This window comes from Streptococcus sp. HMSC067H01, from assembly GCF_001814775.1.
Taxonomy (GTDB): domain Bacteria; phylum Bacillota; class Bacilli; order Lactobacillales; family Streptococcaceae; genus Streptococcus.
Genome location: NZ_KV817799.1, coordinates 80,736 through 98,626, shown reverse-complemented (window position 1 = coordinate 98,626; position 17,891 = coordinate 80,736). Strand labels below are relative to the sequence as shown.

The 17,891-nt window shown below is 35.4% G+C and carries 17 protein-coding genes; all 17 read right to left on the bottom strand.

Annotated features, from left to right (window positions below; translation table 11 throughout):
• Window position 1 precedes the first annotated feature (1 nt).
• A complete protein-coding gene (locus HMPREF2987_RS06370) occupies window positions 2-1,417 on the bottom strand; it encodes a flippase (protein ID WP_075229805.1) in 1,416 nt (471 codons plus the stop codon).
• A gap of 59 nt (window positions 1,418-1,476) precedes the next feature.
• Entirely contained in the window at window positions 1,477-2,226 is a 750-nt protein-coding gene (locus tag HMPREF2987_RS06365; RefSeq protein WP_257375149.1) for a DUF4422 domain-containing protein, read from the bottom strand.
• A gap of 5 nt (window positions 2,227-2,231) precedes the next feature.
• The gene (locus HMPREF2987_RS06360) at window positions 2,232-2,981 is read right to left on the bottom strand and encodes a glycosyltransferase family 2 protein (protein ID WP_083312426.1); all 750 of its coding nucleotides are present in this window, start codon (window positions 2,979-2,981) and stop codon (window positions 2,232-2,234) included.
• Window positions 2,932-4,131 (bottom strand): hypothetical protein, encoded by a 1,200-nt coding sequence (locus HMPREF2987_RS06355; RefSeq protein ID WP_075229802.1) that lies wholly within the window; start codon window positions 4,129-4,131, stop codon window positions 2,932-2,934. The genes HMPREF2987_RS06360 and HMPREF2987_RS06355 overlap by 50 nt, the downstream gene beginning before the upstream one ends.
• 24 nt (window positions 4,132-4,155) lie before the next feature.
• Window positions 4,156-5,082, bottom strand: coding sequence for a glycosyltransferase (locus tag HMPREF2987_RS06350; RefSeq protein ID WP_075229801.1), 927 nt, complete (start codon window positions 5,080-5,082; stop codon window positions 4,156-4,158).
• A 7-nt stretch (window positions 5,083-5,089) separates the two neighbouring features.
• Window positions 5,090-6,181, bottom strand: coding sequence for a glycosyltransferase family 1 protein (locus tag HMPREF2987_RS06345; RefSeq protein ID WP_075229800.1), 1,092 nt, complete (start codon window positions 6,179-6,181; stop codon window positions 5,090-5,092).
• 31 nt (window positions 6,182-6,212) lie between these two features.
• Window positions 6,213-6,692 (bottom strand): glycosyltransferase, encoded by a 480-nt coding sequence (locus HMPREF2987_RS06340; protein ID WP_075229799.1) that lies wholly within the window; start codon window positions 6,690-6,692, stop codon window positions 6,213-6,215.
• Window positions 6,692-7,141 carry a PssD/Cps14F family polysaccharide biosynthesis glycosyltransferase gene (pssD, locus tag HMPREF2987_RS06335; RefSeq protein ID WP_075229819.1) on the bottom strand — a complete coding sequence of 150 codons (450 nt, stop codon included), beginning with the start codon at window positions 7,139-7,141 and terminating at the stop codon, window positions 6,692-6,694. The genes HMPREF2987_RS06340 and pssD overlap by 1 nt, the downstream gene beginning before the upstream one ends.
• A 29-nt stretch (window positions 7,142-7,170) precedes the next feature.
• On the bottom strand, window positions 7,171-7,992 hold the full coding sequence (locus tag HMPREF2987_RS06330) for a LicD family protein (RefSeq protein ID WP_075229798.1): 822 nt from the start codon (window positions 7,990-7,992) through the stop codon (window positions 7,171-7,173).
• A 23-nt stretch (window positions 7,993-8,015) separates the two neighbouring features.
• Complete coding sequence (tagD, locus tag HMPREF2987_RS06325; protein WP_075229797.1) at window positions 8,016-8,417, bottom strand: glycerol-3-phosphate cytidylyltransferase; 402 nt, start codon at window positions 8,415-8,417, stop codon at window positions 8,016-8,018.
• 3 nt (window positions 8,418-8,420) lie between these two features.
• The gene (locus HMPREF2987_RS06320) at window positions 8,421-9,791 is read right to left on the bottom strand and encodes a sugar transferase (protein WP_075229796.1); all 1,371 of its coding nucleotides are present in this window, start codon (window positions 9,789-9,791) and stop codon (window positions 8,421-8,423) included.
• Window positions 9,792-9,812: 21 nt separating this feature from the next.
• Complete coding sequence (locus tag HMPREF2987_RS06315) at window positions 9,813-10,487, bottom strand: tyrosine-protein kinase (protein WP_075229795.1); 675 nt, start codon at window positions 10,485-10,487, stop codon at window positions 9,813-9,815.
• Between the two features lie 10 nt (window positions 10,488-10,497).
• Window positions 10,498-11,190, bottom strand: coding sequence for a CspC family polysaccharide chain length determinant protein (locus tag HMPREF2987_RS06310; protein WP_075229794.1), 693 nt, complete (start codon window positions 11,188-11,190; stop codon window positions 10,498-10,500).
• Between the two features lie 8 nt (window positions 11,191-11,198).
• Window positions 11,199-11,930: a capsular polysaccharide biosynthesis protein Cps4B gene (cps4B, locus tag HMPREF2987_RS06305; protein WP_075229793.1), complete on the bottom strand. Its 732-nt coding sequence runs from the start codon at window positions 11,928-11,930 to the stop codon at window positions 11,199-11,201.
• Between the two features lies 1 nt (window position 11,931).
• A complete protein-coding gene (locus HMPREF2987_RS06300; protein WP_075229792.1) occupies window positions 11,932-13,377 on the bottom strand; it encodes an LCP family glycopolymer transferase CpsA in 1,446 nt (481 codons plus the stop codon).
• Window positions 13,378-13,750: 373 nt separating this feature from the next.
• Window positions 13,751-15,709 carry a peptide ABC transporter substrate-binding protein gene (locus HMPREF2987_RS06295; protein WP_075229791.1) on the bottom strand — a complete coding sequence of 653 codons (1,959 nt, stop codon included), beginning with the start codon at window positions 15,707-15,709 and terminating at the stop codon, window positions 13,751-13,753.
• 164 nt (window positions 15,710-15,873) lie between these two features.
• On the bottom strand, window positions 15,874-17,841 hold the full coding sequence (locus HMPREF2987_RS06290) for a peptide ABC transporter substrate-binding protein (RefSeq protein WP_075229790.1): 1,968 nt from the start codon (window positions 17,839-17,841) through the stop codon (window positions 15,874-15,876).
• Window positions 17,842-17,891: the final 50 nt, after the last annotated feature.

The window sequence follows — 17,891 nt, the reverse complement described above, 5'->3', positions numbered from 1 at the left end:
TCTAGTTTTTCCTAATAAGTTGTTTTAGTTCTTTAACATTTATCACTTTCAGAGATAAAATTGCAAAAAGATAGATGATTCCACCAAGAACTGCGAATATTATAACATTTAAGGTTGGTGGAAAATGTATAACTGTTTTTGAACCTAACAAAATGCCATACATGATAGCTGATGCAAGTACAATTTTCGTCATAGATCCGATGATTGCAACTTCCTTTAGATATCTGCGGGTAAAGTATAATTGAATTGCCCACACTAGTGCTTCTGTTAAAACAGAGACAATAGCCGCTCCTATATATCCAAGTTTAGGAAGAAAAATAAGATTTAATCCAACACTAATAATCGCTGGTACTGTTGTTGAAATCATAAATTCTTTATTTCGGTTATGAGGTATCAGTATCTGAATTCCCATTATATTAGTCCAACCGATGAAGAACATACGGAAGATCATGATGGCAATTGCATAACGTGCATCTTGAAAATCTTGTCCAAGGAAAAATTGAACAAAGTCATCATTCACAATTAACATCCCAGCCATAATCGGGAAAATGACCAAATTGTAAATCAAAAAGGACATCTCATGCATCTTATTAACTGCTCTTTTATCACCTGAAGCTAGAAGTCCAGCGACACGCGGTAGCATAACGCTTCCTAACGAAGTTACCAAAGTTAGCAATATATTTACCAACTTTAAAGCCTGATCATAGATTCCAACATCTTTAGTAGAAGCTAAAGCACCAAGCATCGTTCTATCCAATGTAACGTATAAGGAAATCGCAATCTGGGGGAGAAACAGCATTATAATGGGTTTCAAGTGGCATTTGGCATATTCTATATCAAAGTGTGGCCTTCCAATAAATTCTCGAGCAGGAATCCACATACTTAACTGACCTAACAATTCAAATATTGTTAATAGAAAAACATAAAGATAAATATCATTCTCTGATTTTACAAATAGGAAGATAGAAGTAACTCCAACTAACTTTACCGTGATATTTCTTACTGTTATTTTTCTAAAATCTTCTAATCCTTGAAAGAGCCATGAAATATCTAAGCCTTTGGAAACTAAACTAAGTCCCAAAATATAGGCTACTGGATTCTGCATAAAAGGCAGGCATAGACAAAAAATACAGTATAAAGAGATTGAAAGAATTGTAGCACTAAATTGTAAGGAGTATATCCCCCAAAAGTTCTTACTAATCTCATTACGATTCCCTGAAATTACTTTGGTACCATAGTTAGCAACTCCTAACGTAGCTAACAAGATAAAGTATGTTACTATAGAACTATAATAGCCGTAATCACCTAGCTCTTGAGAATTAAAGATTCTAGTTATATAGGGTGTAGTAATTATTGGGAGAATAACTACTAAGATCTGATAAGATAAGTTATAAAAATAATTTTTTAAAATTTTCATTCTTTTAAATTAGTCTTTCTAGTAGCATTTTTGAACAACCTATCTCAATAAATAAACTGTTACTTATTAAACAACTTCTTATTAATTTTTTGCAAAAGACTAGATTCTTCTGTAGAAAAAACTGGAAATTCTTTTACTTTGAGTTGTTTCTTATGTATCCATACATTGATTAAACGCTCAGCTACAAAACCAACCATACGAGTATTGTAACTATCATATCTAGTATAATCAATCTTTTTATCTAATTCAAAAAGAATCGGAAACAGCCAACTACAATATTCTTCCATCAACTCTCTAGACATTATAAACATATTGTAACAGTATCCTGTTTTTTCCTTCGCAAACCAGTCAAATGATTCAAGATAGTCTTTATTACTTTCTGAAATAATATGTCTACACATTTCCCAAACTTCATGGTCGTGGTTCTTGTAAAAAAAGTCTTGAGCGGTATAACCATTATACTCATTCATACCCTTTGATGGTAGTATGACATCATAATCCTTCAGTTGTCTTAGAATATCATTCTTTGTTAAAATAGAACTTTGTTTGAAAAAACGTTTGTTTTTCCCAAAATAACGTCTATAGTGACATAAACCAACAATATCATCTTTAGAATTTTTCCAAATCCAATATAAGCCTGTTAATTCACAAAATGTAAAATTTCTATCAGAAATATTATCATCTCCCTGGTTATCTCTTAAATAAGTCTTTTCTCCGACATTCTTATTTGCCCCAACTAATATAGGAAAATACAGGTTTTCGTCTTGAACTTGATTATAAGATTTATGGGTTGCAACATACAGCTTCACTTCTATTATACTCCTTTAATGTAAAACCTTAATTTTCTATAAAAACATTTCATTTTCAATAGAATAGGATTGCTTGGCCAAACTCCAAAAAATGTGTAGATTACTGAATAATTTTTAGAGTATCTTTGCACTAACCATTGTATGGCATCAAAATAATTAAGATTTAAAGATTTCCCATCAGACACATGCCATAATTCACTTGGGAATACTAATACTGGTAAATCAAGCAATTTCATTTGTAATGCAAAGTCTGTTCCATATAAATGCCAAGTCGGACCGATTACACTAAATTGATTCTTACTAAAAACTTTGTTCGGAACAATAATTAAACATTCATCAATTACATCAACTTCAACAGGGGTACTAATAGATTTATTAGCCGCCTTTGTTTTCTGTTCCCCATGAAAGATATTTGAAAAAGTAGCAACTTTTCCCTCAATATTCTTCACCCCTGCGACTCCAGCTACGCCAAATGAAAATTTTTTACAATAAGATTCTAGTTCTGCTAATTCAAAATCGTCTTGAAAGCTAATATCATGATGAATAAAAAATAGATAATCACCTTTTGCCTGTTTACCTCCATAATTCAGGGCTTCAGCAGCAGAATTGAATTTGTATTTTTTTGAATCCACTATAATAAGTTCATATTCAACATTTTTCTGTCTAGATAAAGATGCTTTAAGAATTGTATTTAGCTTATCATGATCATTTGACACACATATAAGTGATATCATCTCCAATTCCCTTTCTTTCATCTGAAAACGTTCTTGCTATTAAAAACAAAAACGGATTAAACCACAATAAAAATAATTGCGGATCAATACATGCTCTTACTGACCAAAAAAGCAACACCATTAACAAGGTCTTATCTCGACTATTTATAACTTTTTTCATTATAATCGAATAGCTTATCACCGTAAGAAAAAAGATTACTATCCCATAACTGATAAGTATGTTAATATACGACGAATCTACATAAAAATAAGAATTTAATGAACTGTCCCATTGAATATGAGTTCCAAACAATCTGGGAGGATATATTCTTAAACCTTCTTGACCAAATCTTAATCTTTGACTTGAGAAATTATTTATTAAAGACAATAAACTATTTCTACTATCGAATTTCACTGTTAGCCAATAAGTTATAAATGCCATAATTGGATAGATAAGAGTAAGTAAATATTTTAAAAATTTGAAATTTATATTGATTGATACAATTTTTCTTAAAAATATAATCAAAAGAAGTGCAAATGCCATAATAAAAGTCAAACGAGTATCTGTGTACTTATAAATTACTATATTTAGAAGTACACAGACCAACAGTTCTTTTATTGTCCAATATTTTTCGCCTTTTAAATACACATACTCCAGTAATATACTAAGAAAATAGTTCGGGGTAAATGATGTATAGCTAAAACCTAGCCCATACCGTGAACGGATTACTCCTCCAGAATAAGTTGAAGTGAGTTCGTTTGGAATAATACCTAGTATAGAACTTCCCACAACAAATCCTACAACTGCAATCTGGCAGATCATTGTATTTCTTACTAAATTACGAAAATGAATATCTCTCGATGAATATACAAGAGTTAAAGTATATGCCACAAAAGATGCATTACCATTATCATGACTTACAATAAAACCGATAAGGAGTATTATTGGGATAATGATTAGAGATTTTACCCTTGATTTACCTGTAATAAATTTAAGTAATAGAAAGAATAACCCCACGTATTCCCAAGTTCTTATTATTCCATAAGGATGTATGAGATCTTTATAGAAGGTAGAAGTAAACAACCATGCAATTAGCCAAGGATAAAAAGCTAATCCAAAAAGAAATTCATTCAATTTTACATCAGTTTTAACTCTTGACAGATTCACTTCGACTAACTCCTTTAATTTCATTAATAATCTTTAACATTTCTAGCATTACTCCTTCATATATAACACTATAAAATCAGTGACATATGACCTGAACGACCAATATAACTTACGATATTTAAATAATTTAAAAAACATAAGTAAATTCTTTTTCTCGTACAATTCTTTCCGATATGAACCCCATAGAATATAGTCGTTCAAAATACTAATTTGTTCATTTGAAAGTGATAGATCATATTGTTCATAAAAATCACCTAATCTCTGAAGTAAATCATCATAATAAACAACTTGCTCTTTCCTTTTTTGAAAACTTCTTTCCTTGCTTCCAGTCGCATTATTATCATGTCTCCTAAAATCAATAGTAGAATAGGAATAAATATAAAGACCGTTTAGAAGCGAAGCTAGCCTCCACAATAAGGCGTCATGTGCATCTTCATTACTTCGAGTTCTTAAAAAATATGGAATAATTTTTTTATTCACTGCATATACACAACCCGGCCTTCTAATATGGAAAAAACTATCTAAAAAATTTGGTTGATAAACTATCTGACTATTATCCAAGTCACTTTTATCCAATTTAATCTGCACACCCTCGCCAAGATAGAATGGTGTGTAATTCGAAGCCAACAACAAAATTTTCTCATTATTTTCCATAATTTCAGACATTTTTTGGACTTTATCCAAATGCCATATATCATCTTGATCACATAGAAAAATAATATCTCCTGTTGCATCTTCTAACAGACGCGCAAAATTAGTCTTCCATCCTTGATTTTCTTTATTTTTTCTAATTAACCAATTATCTAACTCATATTTAGCAATATAATCTTCAATTATTTGAACAGTATCATCTGTAGATGCATCATCACTGATTAAAACTTCCTCAGCAAGTCGTGTTTGATTCCTTAGAGTATCTAGCTGTTCAGTAATATATTCAGAACCATTAAAGGTTGATAGTACAATTGATATCTTCATCCTGCTATTACTCCTCAACCAATTTTATATACATATTCTCTAATTTTTTAGCCTCAATTCTGATATCATAGTTTGATTTTTGAGTCAAATCAATATTTTGTATAGATTTTTCAATTCTATTAATGTATGAAAAGTCTTCAATAGCCTTTACCCAAGCATTTACGTTGTCAATTGGTAATTGCTGAATACTGTCTGTAAAAACGCACTCATCAGAAATTGTTGTTGAAAGAAATGATTGGACTCCATTAATTTGCCACTCAATAGCAACTAGAGGTAAACCCTCGTATAAACTTGGTAGTAACATTATATCCATAGCGGAAACAAAGGATTGCATATCTGAATACCTATTCAAAAAAACAATAGAATCTTCCAATTTTCGTTCTTTTACATCATTTTTAATATCAGCTAATTTTTCTCCTTCACCGACCAAAAATAATTTAACATTTTTATTTTTAGATTTAAGTTCATCCATTAAATTCAGGAGAAAGAGATGATTCTTTTGAATGTTAAATCTACCAACATGTCCCAATGCAAGCATATTTTCCTTTAAGGAATACATTTCTCGAAATATTTGGCGATCATTGGGATTAAAACGATATTTTTCTACATCTCTAGCATTATGTATTACTTTAAACTGCTTGTTTTTAAAAAGCCATTCTCCGGCTTTTACACCACACGCCCAAGATTGAGTATATAACGTGTTAAAAAAAGGGCGTAGTATTCTATCTAATAAAATATGATTGCATGTTGTATTATGACTATGTGCTATTCTTACAGGAACTCCCATGATTTTTGCTATAGATAATTCAACTGACATAAGAGCACTACTTCCGTGAACATGTACAATATCATATTTTTCTGTTTTTAAGAGTTTAAGGAAATTTTTCATATATGCCAATATTGAAGATTTTTTTCTTTCAATTTCTACAACTTGAACACCTAATGCTTTAAATTTTATTTTATCTTCTAACAACGGTTTGTTAGTAGCTAGAATTGTAACTTCAATTTCATTCAAATTCATGTACTCGAGGTACGAATATATAAATGTTCCAATCCCATCAGAAAACAAACCTCCTGTTGGAATATGCAAAATTTTCATTAAGCGTCTCCTTCTATACTCTTTGTCATTATTATTCAACTAATTCTGCAATTAAACTTGAAAACTGTTTTACAAAGCGTTCGTTATTAGATTTAGTTGTAGTACTTCTAGAAGGTATCAAATGTTTTCTGATCTCTTTAATATCTTCTATAACCACCAAATCATATCCTTCTTGAACAATTCTCTTACAAAAATCTAGTTGGTGGTCATTCACATGTTCTCCAAATTTTTTTCTTCTTGGGACGACCACTGGTTTTTTACCATTCGCAATAACATTCATAAATGTAGCGGGACCACCATGCGTAATGATTGTATCTGATTTTTTCATGAGACTATTCATCTCATCATATGACAGGAATTGTTTCCATTCACAGAATTGAGGATGGTAATCGGAAAAACCAACTTGGATAAAAACATCCGACGTAATAATTTCTTCTTCTTTCAGTTTATCAATCTCTTCTATTAGTCTATTAAATTGTTGTTCATGTGTGCCAACAGTTACAAAAATCATTAGAAGATTCCTCCTAAATTGATTGCCTTAGGATAAACTTTTTTCATTTCTTCCCATTGAACAATAAATCTATCCGTAACAGGATATACTATTTTGCCAGTCATTGTCGGACCATCTACACGATCAAACACTTCTATATAAACCGTTTTAGCACCAAATATTTTTCCCAAATAAAAGAACGGTATTGCAACCGCTGCCCCAGATGAAATGATAACATCTGGTCTTTCTTTATACAGTATCCTTACAGCAAGAAAAGTATTTTTAATCAGATTTTTGATGTTTCGATTGGTCGGAAAATAACAATAGTAACATTTTTCATTTGATAAAATGCTTCGAGCATCTTCCTTATCAAAAGTAACCCATAATCTATTTTTATCTTGCCAAAATGGTTTCAGTAGATAGAGATGATTTAAATGTCCACCACTAGAACCTACTAGACAAATTTTTATCTCTTTTTTACTCAAAGTTTTGAATTCTCCTATTTTTCTGCATATGGGCCGAAATCTATTTTAATTCGTTTGTGATGATTCCGTTGATTTTCTGGAGGGAGTTGCATATAATCACCGTACATATGCCTTAAGTATGCTTCATAATTCTTCATTCCCCATAATTTTATATTATCAAAGGAATACTTTTCAACTTCATCTAGCCAGGCTTTCGGAAAAGACTCTTTCTTTAGTCCATAACTCCCATCACTAACAACTACAGTATCAGCAACTTTATTCTGCCCTAGTAAGATACATTTATGTTTCATTTTTTTCAAAAAAGATATTGAAAAAGCACTTGAAGCAATTTTTACCAGCTTAAACGTTAATCGTTTTTTTCTATCATTGTCTCCATATCCACATTTTATCCATAACAAATTGCGGAATAGCCAAAATCCTTTAAGTTGAACAAAACGTTGAAAAGACTTAGGACATATATCATCAATTGGAAAAATGTCAATATAAATTCCGCTATGAACATTTGCATCTAGAGAAAACTCTTCAGAAACATGTGTATTATTAAGACGTAGTTTCACAAAATTAAATGGGTAATTTAAATCTGTTTGATCAGTCTGCAAAAAATATTTTTCACTATCTAAATCTGAAGAACATAATTCCTTAAATTTTTCGAAATCCTTTCTTGGCATACCAAAATCCATATCATCATCCCATGGTATGAATCCATTATGACGTATAGCGCCTAAGAAAGTCCCTGCTAACATCACAATTTTTAATTTATGTTTTTCACATATTCTTAACACTTCTAAAGCCAACAAGAGTTCTAAATTGTGTAACTGTTCTAATTCCTCTGTCATATATTTATTCCAAGCCCTTGTTTTTAATATTCTTTCGTCGCCAATGAATTCTTAATTTCAGTTGTGCTAATTTCAGGAGTCCGTGGCAAGTAAACCACTTCAACTCCTTCCTTCTCCAAAAAGTCAAATTTCCCCTTCCAATCATCTCCCATGACAAAAGTGTCTATGTGATATTCATGGACATCTGTAACTTTTTGTTCCCAAGACTCTTCAGGTATTACTAAGTCAACATATCTGATCGCTTCTACAAGGGTTTTTCTTTGTTCGTAAGTGAAATAACATTTTTTTTGTTTTTCATTCCAATTAAATTCATCGGAAGAAATCACCACCACCAAATAATCTCCTAAAGCTTTAGCTCTTTTTAGAAGGTTAATATGACCATAGTGCAACAAATCAAACGTTCCATAAGTTATTACTTTTTTCATTTCCTACTTCGCTCCATCTCTCATCAACACAACTTTTACAGTTTTTAACAATATTTCGAAATCTTTCCAGATGGTCCAACCATCGATATAAGCCACATCAAGCTTTACAACATCATCGAAGTTTGTGATTGCACTGCGACCACTAATTTGCCACAAGCCTGTAATTCCAGGTTTGAAGCTTAGACGACGTTTTTGCTCAGGTGTGTACTTTTCGTACTCATCTACCGTTGGCGGGCGAGTGCCGACTAGACTCATATCCCCAATCAACACATTCCAAAATTGTGGCAATTCATCCAAGCTAGTTTTTCGGATAAACTGTCCAATCTTTGTCACTCGAGGATCGTTATCGATCTTAAACATACCACCTTGCATCGTATTTTGATCCATCAACTGTTCCTTGATCGCTTCTGCATCGACTCGCATCGAGCGGAATTTATAAAAGGTAAAGTGACGACCATTTTTTCCGACACGAGTTTGTGAAAAGATTGCAGGCCCACCATCTTTTCGAATCATGGGAACTAAAAATAGGCTAGCAATCCCACAAAGGATCAATCCAACAATGGCCCCACAAATGTCGAGGATGCGTTTGGCAATCACATGGCTCGACTTGTAAAAATTTGTAGAAAATGTCACTACGTTCAAGCCCGCCATCTCATGGATTTGTTTGTCGCGACCTAAGTTTTTATCAAAAGCGTTAAGGTTGACTGTTACATCAATACCCATTGTTTCAAACTGAGAAATAATGGCTCCAATGTCGTAGTCCTCACTAGGAAGATTGACAAAGACCTCATCAACTACTTCATGCGTAGCATAGGATAGTAGCTGTTCTCTCGGCACAACGACCACCTTGTCATGAGAAAAGTCAGGTTTGTCTAAGACACATACAGCAGCCAGCTTCCCTTGGACATCATTTGCAGTCAATAAACGATCCAGCACTTTTTCAGTACGAGATGTCGCTGTAATCAATAGAATCTTGCTACTACCTTTCAAGTTGTGGTTAAAGTGTACCCAGTAACGTTTGACAACAAAACTGAGTAAATAGTTTAAAACTCCATACAAGGAAAGTAAGTAAATCATTCCTCGTCTAGAAATCACGAATTTTTCCTTTAAGAAGAAACTTGAAAAACTAATCAACAAGGCATAAAAGATAATGTATTTAATTGTCTCTACTAATTCAACTGACTGATTTCGTTTGAAAAAATCCTTACCGTAGCCACTGATGTAGAAGGCCGCAAAATGAAGGAAAAATAGAACGAATACTGTATTTAAACCAATTTTAGTTTCTGTAATTGCAATCAGTATATATGCTAATAAGCTAACAAGTATACTCTGTAAACATGCCAGAGTTATATTATAGAAACCCCTTCCCTCCATACTGAACTCCCTATTTTATTTTTATCTCTTCCCGTAAGAACCATAAGAGCCATATTTTTCGCGTTGAACATCAAATTTATTCAGTATTACTCCCAAAAATGGTGTTCCTGTTTGTTCTAACTGACTCTTGGCTTTTTGAACTTCTCTTCGTCTTGCTGCACCAGCCTCTGTGACTAAAATCGATGCATCACATTTTTGCACAATAATCGCGGCATCAATCACAACTCCGATTGGCGCAGTATCTACGATGATGTAATCAAAATATTTGCGCAAGGTTTCAATCATTCTTTCAAAATTGGCACTTTGCAAAAGAGCGGTTGGGTTTGGAGAAACTGCTCCTGATTGGATAACAAATAAATTCTCAACATTTGTCTCGCAGAGTCCATGCGATAAATCCTGCGTTCCAGCCAAATAATCTGTCAAGCCAGTGATTCTTTCTCTTGACTTGAACACTCCAGACATGACTGAGTTTCTGATATCAGCGTCAATCAAGAGTGTCTTGTAACCTGCACGCGCAAAAGCCCAAGCAATATTGGTAGAAGTTGTTGATTTACCTTCACCAGGATTGACAGATGAAACTGCGATGACCTTTAAATTGTTTCCACTAAGCTGTATATTTGTGCGTAACGCATTGTAATATTCTTCTGCTTTTTTTACAGAATCAATTCTTTGTTGTGCTAATTCTAACTTTGCCATATGTTCTCCCTTACTTTAATTTATCCAAATCTGGAATGACTCCAAGAAGTGAGATTTTCATTACATCTTCAATGTCTTCTGGACGTTTGACACGATCATCGAGCAACTCAACTAGTAGAACGAGGACAATTACGACTCCTGCCCCTGCTCCAACCCCCATCAAGGTATTGCGACGAATATTTGGTGAGGATGGCCCAGTAGCTGGACGGGCTTCCTCCAAGGTAGTTACGTCAGAAACACGGGTTACAGAAATAATCTTTTGAGCCGCAACTTCTCTTAGAGCATTGGCGATACGGCTTGCTTCTTCTGGTTTAGTGTCAGTGACAGAAATAGATACGATACGTGTGTCTGCAGGGACGGTCACCTGAACCTTTTTAGCCAATGTTTTGGCATTAATCGTTAAGCTAAGATCTGATACGACTTTTTCCAAGACATCTTGGGAAAGGATAATCTCACGATAGTCCTTAACCAAATAGGCTCCCGCTTGTAAATCTTGATTTGTCAACCCAGGTTTATCTCCTTGAGGACGGTTGATAACATAGATACGAGTCGTACTTCTATACTCAGGCTTCACCACGAAACTACTATAAGCGAAGGAAGCAGTTCCTGCTAAGATAGCCACAAGAAGAACGAGCAGTTTCTTTTTCCACAGTCCTTTTAACAACTGAATTACATTAATTTCGATAATATCTTGTTCTTTCATTATAACTCCTAAATAATTTGATCTTTAATGATTTTTTCGGGATTTAGTATAAAGAGTTCTCTGGCTTTATCCAATCCATACTTTTTACTTACGATTTCGTAGGCTTCTTTCATATAAGGTGGACGACTATACAGATTATGCATATCACTAGCAACTATATGAACCAAGTCTCGCTCCAAGAAATAGCGAGCACGTTTTTTCATGAATTTATAGGTATCTCCAAAAAGTTTTGGTTTAAGGATACTTGAACTATTAACTTGTGTATAGCAACCCATATTAATGAGCTCTTTAACCCTTTTTTCGTTGTTTTCCAAAGCATCGTAACGCTCTATATGAGCTATTACTGGAGTTATTCCTAGCATGAGCACATTGGTTAATGCATTATGGATTTCACGATAAGGGGTATTCATACTGAATTCGATCAAGGCATAGCGTGTGCCGTTTAATTGTGGAATCTGCTGATTTTCTAGTTTCTTCAAGGCGTCACTAGTGTAATAGATTTCCGCTCCATACAAAATCCTTAAGTCAGGGGCAATCTCCTTAGCTAGTTCCTTGACAACTTTAAAATTCCTTGTAATATCCTCCTCCGGAGTTTCGAACATCCCCTTTCGACGGTGTGATGTCGAAACGATGGTGCGAACTCCTTGAGCGTAGGCTTCTTCAAGAAGGGCTTTGCTTTCTGCCCAATCTTGAGGCCCGTCGTCTACATCAAAAACTATGTGCGAATGGATATCAATCATCTTATCTACCTTCCATGATATCTTTGATCTCTGTTTTTAAAGTTTCCAAACTATTAGTATCCACTTCTAACATATACAGACTGCTATCCGGCATGGCATAGGAAGGGAGATCCATACGACCAGTCCCTTTTAAATCTCGAGTAATGACAGTATATTTACCGCCACTTTCCAGTTGTGCATTTACCAAGCTTACCATTGTTTCAGGTGGCATATTTGTTTGCACTGAATCTTGCAAGCTTTGCATAATGCCATCAAAATTCTTCAAAGCTTCTGTTGAGGTTAGTTTCTGAATTATAGCAGAAATGACTTTTTGTTGGTTACGGCCACGATCCCCATCACCGTTTGCTAATGAATAACGCTCGCGCACAAATCCCAGAGCTTGTTCAGAGTCTAGATGAACATTACCAACAGGGAAATGATATTTGCCATGAAGCGATGTAAACTCTTGATCGTTATAAACATCTACCCCACCTAGTAAATCGATCAATTTCAAGAAGGAGGTGAAATTAAGTCGTGCATAGTAATTCAAGTCAATACCATAGAGATTTTCTAAAGTATGGATTGATGCATCCACACCATAAATACCTGCATGGGTCAATTTATCATTTTGATTATTTCCACCATCAGCTATGGGCACATAAGCATCACGAGGAGTCGTTGTCAAGAGAATTTTCTTAGTCTCTTGATTGACAGTCATGATGATATTGACATCCGAACGTGACACTGAGCTGATCGGTCCATAAGTATCAATCCCACTAATGTAAAGGTTAAAGGCCTTGTTTTGAGAAACCTTAGGCGCTTCAACAGTCTTGGTTAATTCCTTAGTGTAGATCTTTTTAATCTTCTTGGCGTGGTCTGGATATTCTTGTTCAATCAGGTTTTCAAAAACACTATTCAAGACAATTGCCTTAGAGTCTCCCGCCAAGAGGCTCTTATAGGCCGCAAGATATGAAGAGCTCTCTTCAACAGACAAGTCTTTACTCTGAGTTGCTTTAATATCATCTAGCAACTTTTGGATGTTTTCAGAATCTGTCCCAGTTGGAGCTGTCACACTGGAAAGTTGTGACACATTGCCAATTTCACTATCTGCCAAGACTGCAACACTGATAGAATAACTAGAATAATTGGATGTCGCATTTAATTGATTGGCCAAACTAATGAACTGTTGAACTCCAACCAAGGCTAGTGAGCTGGTCATGATAGATAGCACGAGCATGATTAAAGTAAAAATCTTAGCTTTTCTATTTAAAATCAAAAACAAGGCTACTAGTGCAATGACCGCCATAACAACAGCTAGAAGAAGATTGGCATAACTAACAGCTAAGATACGATATCTGAATATTAAAAACAACAAAAAACAAGTGAGTACTACATATACAAGCAACAAAGTAATATTGAAGCTTTGTTGAAACTTACTCGTTTTACTTTCTTTTGAACGTCTTCCCACCTTACACCTCTATTAAACATTTTATTTTTATTATATCACAAAGTAACACTGGATGCTATTAACACCTGAAATGCAACCGTTTTATTTGACCTTAAAAGCAAAAATATTATATTTTAATCATTAAACACCTCAAATTTTTTCAAAAAAAGGCTCAAATCTAAAAAAATGGCTACAGAAATCGGTATACGAGATCTTGTTGTCTCAGTCCCAGTCCTACAACTATCCAATAATCTTCTGGATTTCTGAATGCTCTAGCTAGAGAAAAGCTAAAATAACTTTCGAAAGGTCAAAAAGCCCAAAAACTAGTAATTGCCAATTTAGAGACTCATTACATGCAAAAAAGGCTAGGATGTCATCCCGGCCTCTTTTTATCTTATTTGACGTGATTTTCAAGCTCTTTTTGACTATGTTCGACTGCTTTTTTACGTTCTTGTTCCCATTTGGCTTTAGCTTCGTCAAACTGGGCAATGGTAACCACATCTTTCTGCAGCCTCATGTATTTATAGTTACTTCCAGTTCCTTTGATCCCGACTAGTGAGTATGCTCGTGTAAATGGCGTCACACGTGTTACTGAAGCTCCACCACCATCTGAATTCACAGGGATTAGAAGAGAACTGTCAATCAACCATGCTTGCGCATCTGCATAGTTTTCATAGCGTTTAGCTACATCTGAGCTTTCTGCATCTGCCGCTTTCAGTTTCTGAGTGTATTGATCCATTCCTAGGCCTGTAATCTTGTCAGCATCCTTACTTGGATCAAGTCCCAAAATCTTAAGATAGAAACCATCTTCTGCATTGAAAGGATTGAGGTAAGTCGAAGGGTCTTGGTAGTCTGCTGACCATCCATCCAAGTTCAAATCATAGTCATGATCAGCTGGTGTCGGTGCTTGGAAAGTCGCATTGGCATAGTCTTCAGTTGAAACTAAAACTACATCAATCACCACATTTTCAGCTCCAAGAGTGGATTCCACAGATTGTTTAAGCGAATAAAGCTTAGGAAGCAAGGTTTTGTTGACCTGATCCACTGGCAAATCTAAATGAATCGGGAAAGTTACACCTTGAGCTTCTAGTTCTTTTTTAGCTTCTGCTAATTGAGCTTGCGCTTTTTCTTTGTTGAAGTAAGCATCTTGGGCATCTTCAAGATTCATGTTTGTCCATTGTGTACCGTAGTTAACTAACTTAGATGCAACTGTCTCACCAAAAGTCTTATCTCCTACTTGCACGAATGTAGGTGGTACAAGCGTATTACGAAGGGTATTTTTCGCAGCTTCTTCACCATTAGACTGGGCTGAGTAAGCTGTACGATCAAGGGCGAAGTTGATAGCTTGACGGAAGTTTTTATTTGAAACAGCAGCCTGAGTAGCTTGTTTTTGTTCATCGCTGGTCTTAGCTGTGAAATTATAAGACTGACGATTGACGTTAAAGTTATAGTACCAAGAAGTTGCACCTTGCAAGCTATAGACGATATTGTCCTTGTATTTTTCCTTTGTCTTAGCAAAGTTTGAACTATTTGGGTAGACACCTGCAGATGAGTAGGCTCCACTTTCAAAGTTACGAATCGTCATATCTTGGTCAGAACCATCAACATAGGCCAACTTAACTCTTTCAATAGTCACTTTTTCTTGATCATAGTAATGAGGGTTTTTCATATACTCAAGTGATGATTTAGATGTGAATTCTTTTAGCAAGTATGGACCACTATAGAGAATACTATCTGCTTTTAACTCTCCAAATGCTTTATCTTTAGAAGTCAAGAATTCTTCGTTAACTGGAAACAAAATGCTATTTGTTGTCTTAGAATTCCAGAAAGGTTCTGGACGTGTCAAGGTATATTGGACAGTATAATCATCCAAGGCTTTGACACCAACATTTGAAAAGTCAGTATTTGCGCCTGTCACATAATCATCCAAACCTTTGATTGAGTTTTGAATCAAATCCAGCGCTTGACTCTTATTATCAGCAGCGTATTTGATACCAGTTACAAAGTCCTGAGCTTTGATAGGTGCATATTCCTCCCCATCAGCCGTGAACCACTTGGCATCTTGGCGAAGTTTGTAAGTATAGGTCAAACCATCCTTTGAAACACTCCAATCTTCTGCAAGGGCAGGAACAAGATTTCCGTAGTTGTCATTTTCTAAAAGACCATCTACCAAGTTGGTGATAACATTGGTATTGTCACCTGAATAGTCCGAAAGGTAGTTAAATGTTGTTGGGTCAGCCCCAAAGGTTGAAGAATAGGTCTTGTCATCCGACGCAGACTGGCCACAAGCCGTTAGCAAGATAGCTGCAGCAAGAGTCAAACCTGCTCCTAATAAGCGTTTTTTCATGCCCATGATTTACTTTCTCCTTATATGTTAGGTTTTATAACATGTATATATTTTAACAAATTTTGTACCAAAAGTAAAGTTATTTAATTTTTAGCACTTTCAAACCATAAAAAAACAGAGAACCCCCGTCGCATTTGACAGGCATTCTCTGTTTCTATATTTTATGAAGGCTATTTAACGTGGTTAGCTAGCTCTTTTTGGTATTTGGCATTTGTTTCAATTTTCTCTTTTTGCCATTTCTTGAGAGCTTCTTCGTATTCTTTAGTAGTTACAATATCATTTTGCAACTCTAAACCTTTGAATACAAACGGATCTCCCTTGATACCAACTTGAGAGTAGGCTTTTGTAAACGGCACTGTGCGACTAACTGTAGGAGAACCTCCTGAAGACGCTACAGGAATGAGGAGTGAGCTATCAGATACCCAAGCCTGTGCTTTAGCATATTTTTCATAGCGTTTGTTAAGGTCGGTTGTTTCTGATGCTGCATCATCCAAGAGTTTCTTGTACTCATCAAGTCCAACTTGAGCCATGACTTCTGGATCTTTTCCTTTTGTGATACCCAAGTGTTTAAGGGCAGAACCCTTCTTAGCATCTAGGATATTGAGGTAGGTCGCTGGGTCTTGATAGTCAGGGCCCCAACCAGTTCCGTTCAAGTCATAGTCTTTTTGAGAAGGAACTTTAGCTTGAGAAGTAATGCTCATCTTTTCATTATCAGTCATTTGAAGAACATCGATGACAACATTTTCAGTTCCAAGCGCTGCTTCGACAGATTGTTTGAGGGAGTTGGTCTGCTGTACAGCGATGACATCTGTTTGTTCAACTGGAATATCCAAGTGAATTGGGAAGGTTACGCCCTTGCTTTGCAATTCTGACTTGGCTTTTTCAAAAGCAGCTTTTGCTTTGTCTGGGTTGTAAAGAGTATCTTTACCGTCTGTCAAAGCAACATCTTTCCATTGATCACCATAGGTGACAAGTTGTTCTTGCGCCAATTCTCCAAAGGTCTTTTCACCTACTTGGACATAGTCAAAAGGCACAAGGCTATTACGGATAATCTTGTCTGCACCTTCTTCACCATTCAACTGAGCCGCATAAGAATGACGGTCAAGCGCGAAATTGATGGCTTGACGGAAGTTCTTGTTGAGAAGCGCTTCTTTTGTTGATGTTTTTTGAGCATCATCAGTCTTAGCTGTCTTATTGTAAGATTGACGGTTTACGTTAAATGTAAGGTAATAGCTAGTTGCTTCTTGCGGGCTGTAAACGATCTTATCCCCGTACTCTTGTTTGGTTGATTCAAAGTTTGAAGAAGTCGGGAAGAGACGAGCTGTTGTGAATGACCCTGATGCAAATCTACGAATCAATGACTCTTGGTCAGATCCATCATAGAAAGTAAGCTTGATGTGGTCAATCTTAACGTTATCTTTATCCCAATAGTTTGGATTCTTTTCGTACTCGATAACTGATTTTGAAGTTAGATTCTTCAAGATATATGGGCCGTTGTAGAGAATAGATGACGGCGTTGGTGTTCCATAATCTTTACCTTGAGCATTTAGGAATTCTTCATTAACTGGAAGCATCGGTGCTGTAGTCACCTTAGAATTCCAGAAGCTTTCTGGTTTGTTCAAGGTATACTCAACCGTATAGTCATCAACTGCTTTGACACCGACTGTTGAGAAGTCATTGCTTTCACCACTAACATACTTGGCCAAACCTTTGATGGAATCTTGGATAAGTGTTAGACCATCCGACTTGCCATCTGCCGCATGTTTCAATCCAGTCACAAAATCTTGAGCCTTGACTTCTGCATATTCTTCACCTTCAGAAGTATACCATTTCACACCCTTACGAAGCTTATAAGTGTAAGTCAAACCGTCCTGTGAAACTGACCAATCCTCAGCTAGAGATGGAATCAAATTCCCATACTTGTCATTTTCCAAGAGTCCATCTACAACGTTGGCGATAACGTCTGATGTCGAACTTTTACTAGTAACACTATAGTCCAAAGATGATGGATCGATAGCATATACATATGAGAATGATGTCGGAGCGTCAGCTTTTTTCTCAGTCTTACCACAAGCTGCCAAAAGAAGAGCTGCACTCATCGTAATCCCTGCTACTGCGAGCCACTTTTTCGATTTCATTGGTATTCTCCTTTAAAATACTATTTTCACCATTATACCCTATTTTTCCA